The organism is Citrobacter portucalensis (genome assembly GCF_023374935.1).
In the GTDB taxonomy this organism is placed as follows: domain Bacteria; phylum Pseudomonadota; class Gammaproteobacteria; order Enterobacterales; family Enterobacteriaceae; genus Citrobacter; species Citrobacter portucalensis.
The window spans coordinates 1,998,714-2,011,160 of the sequence record NZ_CP092466.1 but is presented as its reverse complement, the minus strand read 5'-3'; the positions used below and the strand labels follow the sequence as shown (position 1 = coordinate 2,011,160).

Sequence of the window (12,447 nt, the reverse complement as noted above, 5' to 3'; positions counted from 1 at the left end):
GTTAATGCCCTTGTGCGGTTATCAACTGGCGTTTGGTTAGCTGATCGTAAATCAGCACGGTAAGTAACCCTTCCGCAATCGCAATTGGGATCTGCGTCAGGCAGAAAATCCCCATGAACTTGATGATTGAGCCGGTAGCGCCAGCGGACGGATCCGGGAACGCAACGCCCAACTGCACCGAGGTCACGAAATAGGTGACGAGATCCGCCAACATCGCGCACAGGAAGACGCAGACATCACGACGCAGCCCTGCACGGCAGGCCATTTTCCACACCATGTAACCCACTGCCGGGCCAATCACCGCCATCGACATGCCGTTCGCGCCGAGCGTTGTCAAACCACCGTGTGCCAGCAGCAGAGCCTGGAACAGCAGGACAATCGCACCAAGGATGGCCACCACACCAGGTCCGAACAGGATAACCGCCAGGCCAACACCGGTAGGATGTGAGCAGCTTCCAGTAACGGAAGGAATTTTCAGCGCCGACAGCACAAAAATAAAGGCGCCACACAGGGCCAGCAAAACCTTCTGGTGGTTATCCTCCTGCACGATTTGGCGCAGACGTACCAGTCCGTACCACAGGCAGGGTAAAAACAGCAGCCACCAGGCCAGCGCCCACATCGGCGGCAAGAAACCTTCCATAATGTGCATGGCGAACGCTTGTTCAGGAACAATCATCAGTAATAGCGCCGCAGCCAACCCGCTGAAAGACAGCTGTTTTAGCTGTTGTTCAAGCTTCATTGTGCATACTCCCACTGTTTATTGACCAGAATGGTCGAAAAATAAGGCAGCGGCTGATCGTCGCTCACCTCATCCAGATGACGCCAGCACTGTTCACCTGGCAGCGTGGCTTCAGACATCATTAATGCACAGTCCAACAAACCCTCTTGTTGTAGCAGCGCTTTAATACGCGCAAAACGACCGTACACTTTCATCAACACCAGACTGTCATGCTGTTTTAACGCTTGCTGGATTTCCGCTTCCGGTGCGGTACAGGAGACCACCGCCAGTGACTGCTGTTCCATAGCGAGCGGCGTTTTGGAACGCGCGGCAATCGCGGCGAAAGACGTGACGCCAGGAACGATTTCCAGCCAGTCAGGACAACCAATACGCTGAAGTAAAAAGACCCAGGTGCTGAACAGCATCGCATCGCCGAGAGTGATAAACCCCACCTGCTTACCGGCCTCGACTTCCTGAACCAGCGCGGCAGCAACTTCATCCCAGACGGCCTCTTTTTCAGCGCTATCGGCACTCATAGGAAAATGGCAGCAGCGGACTTCGGTCTGTTCACCGATATACTCACGTACAATCGACAATGCCAGACTGTCGCCGCCTTTACGCCCGGCAGGCGCATAGAGAATATCCAGCGCGCCCAGCGTGCGTGCGGCACGCACGGTAATCAAGTCGGAAGCACCTGGCCCGGTGCTCAGTGCATACAGTTTTCCGCTCATGCTGCTTCCTCCAGCGCCACATTAAGCGCCTGCTGTAAATGTGCCACGAACATGGCGCGAACCGCTGGGTTCTCACCCAGACCACTAAGCCACGGCGTAGCCGGTATCCCTGCTGCATTGAACAACGTTTTCCAGGAATCATCTTCGTCGGAGGCCATATCGTTGATGGCATGGTCGCCAGCGACTAACATCAGCGGCATCAGATGAACCGCCGTCACCCCTTCCTGAGATAAACTTTCAATCAGCACATCCACTTCCGGATAGCTTTCCACCGCCCCAACCCGCGCGGGAAAGCGCTGCGCCGTCATCATATGATCGAGACAGGCATAGGCGGCAAAAGCATGGTGGCTGGCACCGTGTCCCATAAAGACCACTTTTTCACTTTCGCCAAGCGCCGGCATCTGCTGTTGCAGCGCCAGCATCAACTGTGCGTAATCTTCATGGCTGCTCAGCAGCGGTACGCCGAGCGTCAGGCGTGAAAACAGCGGACGCATACTTTGCACTTCGCGGACAATTTTTTCGTATTCGTCACCATTAATAATGTGCAGCGACTGAATAGCTACATCCTGATACCCCTGCTCCGCCAGTTTTTGCAGCGCCTGCAGCGGCGTGTCGATTTCAATGCCGTCGCGCTGCTTGAGCTTGCGGATTATCATCCCGGAGGTAAACGCCCGGAACAGGTCGCGGTCAGGGCAGCTAGCTGCAAGATCGCGCTCACAGGCCACGATATTTTTCTCGCAGGTGTCGTGATAGCTGGTGCCAAAGCTGACCACCAGAAGCGCCTTTTTCATCTCAAACTCCTTAAGCAGTGGCCAGCCAGCGCGTTAAACGCGCCCCAAAGGCGGCCTGACTTTCCAGTAACTCTTCTCCCGTCACCAACGGTGCCGGACGTGTAATCACGATGCAGGGGATACCGGCATCCAGACAGGGTTGAACTTTTTCCTGATAACCACCTTCAGCGCCAGATGCTTTGGTGATCACCACATCAGCCTGACACTGACGATAAAACGCGGCGTTGAACTCGGCGCTAAATGGCCCGCACAGTGCGAAGATTTCACCGACGCCAAATCCCAGATCCGCGCATTGCTGAATGACCTCAGGAACAGGCAGAACGCGCGCCAGCAGCGTTTTTTCAGGCAACCCTTCGCGCCAGATGGCCAGATCTTTACTGCCGGTCGTCAGCAGTACACGATCGCCGAAGCGTCGCGCCACCTCACAGGCTTGCGGAATGCTTTGTACGGTGTACAGGTGCGGGTGAGTTAAACCACTCAACTGCTCAGGGCGCTGGTAGCGGCTCAGCAGTACGCCCGCCGCTTCGCAGGCGCTCATGATGTTGCGGCTCACCACCTCGGCGTACGGATGCGAGGCATCGATCACCCAGCGCGTCCGATTTTCCTGTAGCCAGGCAATCATTTGTTCGCGCTCCAGACGCCCGCAGCGCACCTGGCCTTTGATGTCTCCCGCCAGTTGTTTCCCTGTTGGGGTTGCAACTGACAGGGTATAGGCCACGTTTGCCGCATCCAGTTGCTGGCACAGCATGCGCGCATCGCTCGTACCGCCCATGACCAGCACATCACCATAATTCACAGCACATAACCTCGTGGTGTGATCATCAGGCCGTCCTGAACATAGGTTGTTTTGTTACCCACGATCACAAGGCTGGTCATATCAACCGGTTCGAAATCCATTTCACCGAGCGTGGTTAACCATTTTTCCTGCTTTTTACGTCCGGCAGACTTCACAATACCCACCGGCGTTTGTGCGCTTTTGCTGGCGGAAAGCAGCTCAAATGCGCGCGCCAGATGACCTTCGCGACCCCGACTGCGCGGGTTGTAGAAACAAATAACAAAGTCTGCCTCACCGGCGGCAACGATGCGTTTTTCGATAACCGGCCATGGCGTTAACAGATCGCTTAAGCTGATGTGGCAGAAGTCGTGCATCAGCGGCGCGCCCAGCAAAGAGGCCGCGGCAATACTGGCGGTCATGCCAGGTATTAGCCTGACCTCAACATCCAGCTTTTGCTTGCTGACCAGTTCAAGCACCAGCCCGGCCATACCGTAAATCCCCGCGTCACCGCTACTGATCAGCGCCACGTTGTGACCCGCCTGTGCCAGTTCGATCGCCGCCTGGCAGCGTTCAATCTCTTTGCACATTCCGGTTTTGATCACCTGCTTGTCACCCGTGAACGCTTTTACCAGATGGGTGTAGGTTTTATAGCCAACGATGATTTCCGCTGCCTGCAGTGCTTCAACGGCTTCCATGGTCATCATTGCCTGCGAGCCAGGGCCAATTCCAATTACGCTTAACATCAGTGTGAAACTCCCAAAGTGATAGTGACGCCCTGTTCTCGCAGGGTCTCGCCCAACAGTTTTCCGTGGCTCAACAGCCAGGCTGCAGGACCGGAAACGCTTCCTGTACCCACCGTTTTGCGAACAAACGATGAGGCTGGAAAACGGTGCTCATGCTCACGCAGCGCGTCAGCAGTAAAGGTTTCGAAAGGAACGCGGCAGCACGAAGCCAGTTGGATAAGTCCCTGTTCATCCTTTTTCAGCGTGATGCTGCCAATCGCTTTTAGTGCCAACGGATCGAGCTGTTGAGCTTCAAGTTGCCGGGCAAGCAGCGCAGCCAGCAGAGGGAACGGCGTATCACGGCGACAGCCAATTCCGGCCACAACCCGCTGTGGCACCAACTTCCAGTGCGGAACAGGCAGGTCAGGTAAATTGGTGCGTAAGGTGATGCACACCAATGCATCCAGTTCAGGGAGCTGGTTGAGATCGGTAACCGTGATAAATCCGCGCCGGTCGCAATGGCTGACATCCTGCGTCAGTTCGTCATCCCACCACAGACCAACCCGCTTATTGCTGACCAGCATCTGATTCACGATCTTCACCGCCGAACGGAAATCACTCATCCGGGCATTCAGTTGAAATGCCAGCGTATCCAGTGCCGCCATATCGTTCACATCCGTCGCGGTAGTGATAACCGGGTCAGCGCCCAACATGCCCGCCAGATAACGCGCCAACGCATTGGCACCGCCCGCGTGACCGGAGAGCAGGCTGATGACATGCTGGGCACGTTCATCAATGACCACCACCGCCGGATCGCAGAATTTGTCATTGACCAGCGGGGCCAGTACGCGCACCGCAATGCCGGTCGCACCGATAAAAATCAGCGCCGAGTAATTCGTAAACGCTTCGCGGGCGGTATTCGCAAAGCCGTTTTCAAAGGGAATAACCCCCTCCTCCAGCAGCTTTTCACTGGTAAAACAGGTAACCGGCAGCATGGCTGCCAGACGTTTCGCCAGCACAACGCCACCAGGAGTCAGGCAAAAAAGCGCAATTGACTCAGGCTTTACGGTATTCATGGCTAAAGTCCGCCGCATAGAGTTTGGAGTAGTGATACTCCGAGCCCAGGAAATTACCGACCAGAATAAGGGCCGTTTTACGGATGCCCGCATCGCGAACCTTGTCGCCAATATCCGCAAGGGTCCCGCGCACGGTCTGACTTTCCGGCCAGGTCGCTTTATAGATCACCGCCACGGGCGTGGTCGCCGGATAGCCGCCTTCAATCAGACGCTCAGCCACCCGATGAATGCGCTGGACGGAAAGATAAATAGCCATTGATGTCTGGTGGCTGGCAAAAGACTCCAGCTGTTCACGCTCTGGTACCGGGGTGCGGCCTTCCAGGCGCGTAATGATCAGGCTCTGTGAAACTTCGGGCACGGTATACTCAACGCCCAGCTCTGCCGCCGCGCCGAGGAACGCGCTGACGCCGGGCACCACCTGCCAGTCAATCCCGCGTTTGGTCAGCTCCTCACCCTGCTCGCGTACGGAACCGTACAACGAGACATCGCCGGTTTGCAGGCGCACAACGGTCTTGCCCGCTTTCACTCCGGCTTCCATCAGATCAAGGATCTGCTCCAGATGCAGTTCGGCACTGTCGTGACATTCAGCACCGGCAGGGCAATACTCCAGCAATTCAGTGTTAATCAGCGATCCGGCGTAGATAACAACCTGCGCCTGCTGCAGCAACCGGTAACCTTTGAGGGTAATCAGCTCGCGATCGCCAGGACCTGCGCCAACAAACCACACGCTACGGGGATCAAAAATCTCAGACATGGTTTCCTTCCTTCTGACAGGCGATAACAAATACGGGGTTATTCGGTTTAAAATAGTGACCATTGCCAAGCGTGGTAAGCGAGGAAACCTGTAGCTGCAGGCAATCCACTCCCTGTACGCCAAGATGATCCAGATGTGCCAGCGCGGTGTTGAGGTTTTCCTGGAGGATAAACGTCATCACCAAACGCCCTGCGGGATGCAATTGGCGCATCGACCAGTCAATCAGTTCGGTCAGATGGCCGCCGCTGCCGCCCATAAAAATGGCATCGGCTTTTTCCGCGATAGTCATGGGAGCAACGCCGGGAAAAATATCGATATTTGCGCAGGCAAAATGCTGGCGGTTTTCATCCAGCAACCTGAGCGCAGCCGGGTTACGTTCGATGGCCGTTACACGTAATCCGGGATATTGCAACGCCGCCTCTATCGACACGCTGCCGGTTCCGGCACCAATATCAATCAGGTGACTGGCGCGGTGTAATTCAAGTTTTGAGAGGGCAAGTGCGCGTACCGCTTCTTTGGTCATCGGCACTTTCTCTCCACGCAGAAACAGCTCATCTTTCATCAAGGATCACCACTGCATTCATGTCATATTCAGCGTTAACTTCACGCACAGGCAGGAAATGGATCTGTTCGTTTTCCATCGCCAGGTTTTCGCCAATCACCATCCAGCGATGCCCCATGCCTCGGGCAATGAGCTGCTGCGCGATTTCACGCGGGCCACACAGCGCATCAGTCACCATCGCCACCTTGTTATGTCGCGCCAGCTCATCAAAACAGACGCTGCGGCCATGGCTACTGGTCAGCCACATATCGTTCATATCAATACCGGACTGCGCGCACAGGTACTGCACCGCACTAATGCCGGGAATAATCCGCACATTCTCAATACCAAAATGCGCCACCATGCGCGTCCCGATGCCGTAAAACAGGGGATCGCCAGACGCCAGTACCACAACATGCTTCTCCTGGTGCGCGCTAATCCAGCTCAGGAGTTCCGGGATATTGGCGCCAAGAGCAAACTGTTCACCGGCAAAATCCGGGAATTGCTGCAAATGCCGCTTTCCACCGACCAGAACATCCGCCGTCGCGACCGCTTCTCGTGCCGCAGGCGTCATCAAATGCAAACCGGCGGGGCCCATCCCTACAACGGTTAACATTGCATCTCCTCAGCAATTTCTGCGACCGGACGATTACTTCCAAGAACCTGATTATCAAAAGAAAACATGATGGCATCGCAGGTCGGTGGATTTTTGGTAAAGCGCAATGTTTGCAGGACACGCATACAAATGCGCTGAGCCAGATGGTCATAAATGTGCTGGAAACTGTACGCCTCGATATGTTCCATCGCCGCTTCGGTGGTATCGCACTCGCTGACCAACGTCAGCAGTTCCAGCGGTGCGCCAAGTAGCGCGAGGTGAGCCACCAGCGTTTCCATGCGGGCATCGGCAATATGGCTATGAGTGTGGAAGATCCCCGCCGCGATTTTGATGAGCTTACCGGGGTGCCCCACCAGTACGATTTGTCGGAACCCCAGACGTACGGCTTCTTCAATCATGTAACCGACAAAGTTGCTCATGGTGACCACAACCTGGGTGTCGATACCCATCTGCTCGCGCACAAAACGCTCGCCGTGGTTTCCCGGCACCAGTACAACACGCTCCAGCCCTGCCGCCCGCTTAATTTCCAGCTCAAGCGACAGTGAACGCTTCCAGCTCTCTTCTGACATCGGCGTGACAATACCCGTGGTGCCGATAATCGAAATGCCGCCAAGAATGCCAAGGCGAGAGTTGTAGGTTTTTTGCGCCCGTTCTTCGCCTTCTGGCGCGAAGATTTCAATCTGCGCCCCACGATTTGGGCCAATCGCTTCGCGGACGGCAGATTCAATGGTCTGGCGAGGTGTACGGTTAATCGCCGAACCGCCCACCGGCAGGCCAATCCCTTTGCGGGTTACCGTACCGACCCCTTCACCGCCCTGTAAGGCAATCACGCCACTATCGTCTAACGTCACACGGGCAAAAATCAGCATGCCGTGGGTGGCGTCCACATCATCTCCACCGTCTTTGCGGATGGCCGCTATTGCCTGCTGCCCTTCGATATGCGGTGACTCCACGTTCAGGCACAGCGTCACCCCGGAAGGCGTCACGATGGAAACCTGATGGATGAGGTGTTGGCGCAATACCATCAACGCGGCAACTTTTGCCGCCGCCGTGGCGCACGATCCCGTGGTATACCCTTTACGCAGCGCTTTACCGTTGTGCCACACCGGCGTATCGAAGGCCTCGCTCATCGCGCCCCCTGCATGTGATAAAGCATGGCGTTGACGATAGCGGCGGCGACATTGCTTCCCCCTTTGCGGCCTAACGCTGCAATGGCGGGCAAATTGCTTTGGGTCAGGGCATCTTTCGACTCTTCAGCACCAACGAATCCGACCGGTACACCCACCACACCGCTGACGGCAACATCATGCTCAAGCAGGCGGAACAGCGCAGTCGGCGCGTTGCCAAAGACAAACAGCTTTTCCCCCTCTTCCTTCACCGCAATGTCGACTGCCGCCATGGACCGGGTAATACCCTGCTCTTTTGCCGTACGCACAACCCGCGGGTCGCTGATGTAGCAGCGGCATTCACCGCCGAATTTTGCCAGCAGCGTTTTATTGATCCCGGAAAGCGCCATCGTGGTATCGGTATAAATCACGCTCGAACGGCTAAGCGCCGCACAAAACTGCTCCAGCACATCACTGGAAAACCACAGAATGTCCAGCCAGTCGAAATCTGCCGTCGTGTGAATAACCCGCTTGATAATGGCTTCATGTAACGGACTGGCAAACTGATAGTCCGGACGGGTTTCACGGATGATCTCGCCAATAATGTCGAAACTTTTGGCTTCAATCGCCTGGGGTTGCTGGATGTATTGCATTATGTTGTCCTCAGGCTACACCGACCCACAGCCACCGCAGCGCAATAAACAGCGCCAGTGCCAGCGTCGATGCCACCCACATCAGTCGAATCGTATGGGAAATGTCGTCTACCGAAATGTCACGTTGAGCATCACCGATCCACGGTTTCTCAACGCGCTCGCCAAAGTAGTCATTAGGACCACCCAGCCGAATGCCTAATGCCCCGGCTACGGATGCCTCTGACCATGCACAGTTTGGGCTGCTGTGGTTGTAGCGATCGCGCCAGCCAATCTGTAAAGCTCGCGAGCCGTCTTTACGACATAAAAATGCCGCCACGCCCAGCAACAGCCAGCTCAGTCTTGCAGGAATAAAGTTCGCGACATCGTCCAGACGCGCGCTGACCATACCAATAGCGCGGTATTTTTCATGTTTGTAGCCCACCATGGAGTCAAGGGTGTTTACCGCTTTGTAGGCCATCGCCAGGGGCGCACCGCCGAGGAGGAGAAAGAACAACGGCGCGATAATGCCGTCTACGGTGTTTTCAGCCACGGTTTCCACCACCGCGCGATTGATCTGCTGCGGTTGCAGCTGTGAGGTATCACGCCCCACAATCCACGATAGTTTTTCCCGACTCTGAGCAAGGTCACCGGCACGTAGAGGACGTTCGACATCCTGCGCGGCCTTTGCCAGGCAGCGCCCGGCCAGCACGGTAAAGATCATCCATACCTCTACCACCCAACCCAACCAGGGATGAATAGATTCTGCCAGTGCCAGCACGCCCCAGGACACCGCCCAGGTCAGACCAACTACCACAATCCACATCACCGCACCGCCAATGCGCAGCGCACAGTCGCTATGGCAATAACGCCGAATAACTCGCTGCACGGCAGAAATCAGATTACCAATCCAGCGCACCGGATGCGGCCAGTTCTGCGGATCGCCGATGATAAAATCAAGCAGCCAGGCAACACACCATGCAAGGATCGTCATAGCGCACTCCTCGCAGCTGCCAGCCAATGGTTAAGCATCTGCGGACGTTGAGCAAAATGAACGTGTAGATAGCTGGCGAAGGTGTTTCCGACCTGCCAGCCGCCGGACCAGGCTTGCAGCGTTTTACCATCGCGCACTTTGCGACAGTTCATCACCGCTGGCGTTTCAGGGGTAAAATCGGAATAGTGGAATTCATGCCCGCGCAGCACTTCGCCTTCTGCAGCTAACAATGTTTGCTGCGCGGCCTGCGCTTCGCAGTAGCCAAATCGGGTCAGACGTTTCCCCATTTTGCTGTGGCCGGGAATGATATCCGCCATCAGCCAGGTATCGCCGTTGCTGTCCTCAAGCGAACTGCCTAGATACATCAGCCCGCCGCACTCTGCATAAATCGCGACGCCACGTTGATGTGCCTCTCGCAGTTGATTCAGCATCGAGACATTGCGAGCCAGCGCCGCAGCGTGTAGCTCAGGATATCCTCCACCTAACCAGATCATCTGACAGTCCGGCAAACAGGTGTCGTGCAACGGGCTAAAACGAACAATATTTAGTCCCGTACGTTCCAGCAGCGTAATGTTATCCGGGTAGTAGAAGTTGAAGGCTTCGTCATCGGCAATGGCAACCGTTAGCCCTGCTCCGGCGTCTGCGGCAGGCAGCGCGGGCCATTCGCCAGCAGGAGGATTGGTTGACTGGCTTAGTGTCAGCAGCGCGTCGATATCAAGGGTTTGCTCCAGCGTCGCGGCAAAAGCCTGCCACGGTTGCTGATTGATAACCGACTCACGTGCGGTTACTAAACCCAGATGACGTTCGGGAAGGGCAACGCCCTCCATACGGGGTACGTAGCCCAAGACGGGTACATCGCAGTAACGTTCGATTGCGACTTTCAGTAACTGGTAATGCGTTTCGCTGTTAACCCGATTAACAATAACGCCGGCGATGTTCAGGGTGGGATCAAAATGCTGAAAACCCATTACCGTTGCGGCGATTGAAGTGGAAACGGCTTTGCCATCAACCAGTAAGATGACCGGACAGCCTAACTGTTTAGCCATCGCGGCGGTGCTGCAGTAGTTTGGGTCGGTACCATAGCCGTCATACAGCCCCATCACACCTTCAATAACGGCGATATCCGCATGTTGCATCTGCTCGTTGAATAGAGCGTTCAGCGTGGGGACGGGAAGCATGAAGCTATCAAGATTGCGGGAAGCGGTACCGCATACCGCTGTATGCCAGCCGGTATCAAGGTAATCAGGACCCACTTTGCAAGGTTGGACGCGCAAACCGCGTTTTTTCAACAAGCTCAACAAGCCCAGCGTCACCGTGGTTTTACCACAGCCGCTTCCGGTACCTGCAAGAACAAATGCGTGAAAATTGGCCGCCATACCCTGATCCTGTTCAGGGTGGTAGGGGTGTAGAGATACCCAGTCTCTCGACTGTATGCATCTGAACCACCCACTTCCCACCGAAGTTGTTGGTAGTCACTGACAGGCAGGTCTTCTGGCTTAGCGTCATCCTCACCCGTCCTTCCCAATCTTGCGATCAGTGGTCCATACGGGGTCGTCAGCATCACAGCAGCGGGGGCTGCGGGGGATTCTCACCCCCTTCCCTACCACAAATGTGGCAAACCTGTCAGTTCAAGAGCCTGGTTAATTAAGCTCTCTGTTATGAGGTAAATTCACGACCTCATGACAATAATTCAATTTAATATCTTTCCGAGTTCATTCAGCCAATTTTCTGGCCTTAACCCACTTATTCACACGTTCACTTTTTGAATGAAAGTATCAGCTAAGAATAAAGAAAATCATTCACACAGACACTGTATCTCATCACAAAAATAAAAACTGGTGCAGTTTATCCCTCTAATACCATTATTTTGTTGCGCTATGACAATTTATTGACTGCTGTTGTCACATTTCATTTTATAATGACTAACATAGCGCCCGATATCAAAAATCGGCAATAGCAAAATATTGCTATTTAAGCGGATTCACCGCGTGAAATGACATTTATTTGCTGGCGAAATGCCTGCGGCGTAATCTGATAGGTCTGGCGGAAAACTTTGCAAAAATAACTTGTTTGCGAAAAGCCTAAATTACGCGCAATGCTGGCTATACTCCAGTCACTGTGACAAAGCAGCTCTTTGGCACTGGCCATTCTTTGCTGGTTTACCCATGCGTTAAAACCAATACCCTGATATTTTTTGAACAATTTGCTGAAATAGTACGGGCTAAGGAAAACATGAGAGGCAACATCCTCCAGACGCAGATCGTCTGATAAATGTGCATCAATATAGCGCAGGGCTTTTTTCATTTTACTGTCATGAGGGTTGGTACTACGGTTAGCGCGTACCGGCTCTGACTGCTGCGGGTTATCTTTGATAACAACAAAATTAAGCTGTTTCTTAAGGCAATTTTCGACGATGAGCTTGAGTAAATCCGCTGAAGCAATGACTCGAGAATAGTCCATTTCAGGTACATTACGGAACTCGTTGACCAGTTCGGGATCGGCTTGCCAGCGGTCATCGACGTTCAGAATATCAACGAGGCCAACATCGTTACTTAAGCGTACTTGTCCACAAAGCACAAATCCTACCAGATGTCCCGCGATGACCAGCGGAATTGAGAAATCGGTAAGTCCGGCATGGCAGCGATAAATGCAGGGTTGATCGGATTTAGAGGCTTCCAACCCTCCACAGCGGTCGCTCATACGACAACGCGTACTATGCTGAGGATGCTGGCGCATCAACTGGCAAAAAGGAGTGAAATTAAAAAGCTCAGAAATTTCATCACCGTGAATATTGACAACCACAACAGCCAGACTGGTGGCCTGTGCAAAATCCTGTGCGATTTTATTAATGAGTTCTGAGTTCAGGGCACTCGCAGAAATCATGATAAAACCTCTCAGTTAATTTATTGTTATAAATAAAACATATTATTCACACATTCATTTTCATCTCGCGATCCAGCGCTCTGATGAAAGTCAGCATTGAACATAACAAAA

General features: G+C 54.2%; 14 protein-coding genes and 1 riboswitch. All 14 genes read right to left on the bottom strand.

From position 1 onward, the window contains the following. Window position 1 precedes the first annotated feature (1 nt). The 14 genes from cbiM to pocR all read right to left on the bottom strand — a co-directional run bounded on the left by cbiM (window position 2) and on the right by pocR (window position 12,336). The gene (gene cbiM, locus LY264_RS09600; RefSeq protein WP_048224336.1) at window positions 2-739 is read right to left on the bottom strand and encodes a cobalt ECF transporter S component CbiM; all 738 of its coding nucleotides are present in this window, start codon (window positions 737-739) and stop codon (window positions 2-4) included. Further along, window positions 736-1,449, bottom strand: coding sequence for a cobalt-factor II C(20)-methyltransferase (locus LY264_RS09595; RefSeq protein WP_003834099.1), 714 nt, complete (start codon window positions 1,447-1,449; stop codon window positions 736-738). The genes cbiM and LY264_RS09595 overlap by 4 nt, the downstream gene beginning before the upstream one ends. After that, the gene (gene cbiK / locus LY264_RS09590) at window positions 1,446-2,240 is read right to left on the bottom strand and encodes a sirohydrochlorin cobaltochelatase (protein ID WP_008785135.1); all 795 of its coding nucleotides are present in this window, start codon (window positions 2,238-2,240) and stop codon (window positions 1,446-1,448) included. The genes LY264_RS09595 and cbiK overlap by 4 nt, the downstream gene beginning before the upstream one ends. A 10-nt stretch (window positions 2,241-2,250) precedes the next feature. Next, on the bottom strand, window positions 2,251-3,036 hold the full coding sequence (locus LY264_RS09585) for a cobalt-precorrin-6A reductase (RefSeq protein WP_048216008.1): 786 nt from the start codon (window positions 3,034-3,036) through the stop codon (window positions 2,251-2,253). Next, window positions 3,033-3,758 (bottom strand): precorrin-3B C(17)-methyltransferase, encoded by a 726-nt coding sequence (locus tag LY264_RS09580; protein ID WP_003030278.1) that lies wholly within the window; start codon window positions 3,756-3,758, stop codon window positions 3,033-3,035. The genes LY264_RS09585 and LY264_RS09580 overlap by 4 nt, the downstream gene beginning before the upstream one ends. Next, a complete protein-coding gene (cbiG, locus tag LY264_RS09575) occupies window positions 3,758-4,813 on the bottom strand; it encodes a cobalt-precorrin 5A hydrolase (protein WP_071692219.1) in 1,056 nt (351 codons plus the stop codon). The genes LY264_RS09580 and cbiG overlap by 1 nt, the downstream gene beginning before the upstream one ends. Beyond that, on the bottom strand, window positions 4,794-5,567 hold the full coding sequence (locus LY264_RS09570) for a cobalt-precorrin-4 methyltransferase (RefSeq protein WP_003030275.1): 774 nt from the start codon (window positions 5,565-5,567) through the stop codon (window positions 4,794-4,796). The genes cbiG and LY264_RS09570 overlap by 20 nt, the downstream gene beginning before the upstream one ends. Continuing rightward, window positions 5,560-6,129 (bottom strand): decarboxylating cobalt-precorrin-6B (C(15))-methyltransferase, encoded by a 570-nt coding sequence (locus tag LY264_RS09565; protein WP_008785138.1) that lies wholly within the window; start codon window positions 6,127-6,129, stop codon window positions 5,560-5,562. The genes LY264_RS09570 and LY264_RS09565 overlap by 8 nt, the downstream gene beginning before the upstream one ends. Beyond that, window positions 6,119-6,724, bottom strand: coding sequence for a cobalt-precorrin-7 (C(5))-methyltransferase (locus tag LY264_RS09560; protein ID WP_048224339.1), 606 nt, complete (start codon window positions 6,722-6,724; stop codon window positions 6,119-6,121). Before LY264_RS09560 ends, LY264_RS09565 begins: the two co-directional genes overlap by 11 nt. Next, entirely contained in the window at window positions 6,718-7,854 is a 1,137-nt protein-coding gene (cbiD, locus tag LY264_RS09555) for a cobalt-precorrin-5B (C(1))-methyltransferase CbiD (RefSeq protein ID WP_048224342.1), read from the bottom strand. Before cbiD ends, LY264_RS09560 begins: the two co-directional genes overlap by 7 nt. Next, window positions 7,851-8,483, bottom strand: coding sequence for a cobalt-precorrin-8 methylmutase (locus LY264_RS09550; protein ID WP_008785140.1), 633 nt, complete (start codon window positions 8,481-8,483; stop codon window positions 7,851-7,853). Before LY264_RS09550 ends, cbiD begins: the two co-directional genes overlap by 4 nt. A gap of 10 nt (window positions 8,484-8,493) precedes the next feature. Next, window positions 8,494-9,453, bottom strand: coding sequence for an adenosylcobinamide-phosphate synthase CbiB (cbiB, locus tag LY264_RS09545; RefSeq protein ID WP_048224345.1), 960 nt, complete (start codon window positions 9,451-9,453; stop codon window positions 8,494-8,496). Continuing rightward, the gene (locus LY264_RS09540) at window positions 9,450-10,829 is read right to left on the bottom strand and encodes a cobyrinic acid a,c-diamide synthase CobB (protein WP_048216003.1); all 1,380 of its coding nucleotides are present in this window, start codon (window positions 10,827-10,829) and stop codon (window positions 9,450-9,452) included. The genes cbiB and LY264_RS09540 overlap by 4 nt, the downstream gene beginning before the upstream one ends. Before the next feature lie 88 nt (window positions 10,830-10,917). Beyond that, a riboswitch (cobalamin riboswitch) is annotated at window positions 10,918-11,092 on the bottom strand. Window positions 11,093-11,424: 332 nt separating this feature from the next. Next, a complete protein-coding gene (pocR, locus tag LY264_RS09535) occupies window positions 11,425-12,336 on the bottom strand; it encodes a transcriptional regulator PocR (protein WP_071692218.1) in 912 nt (303 codons plus the stop codon). Between the last annotated feature and the right edge of the window lie 111 nt (window positions 12,337-12,447).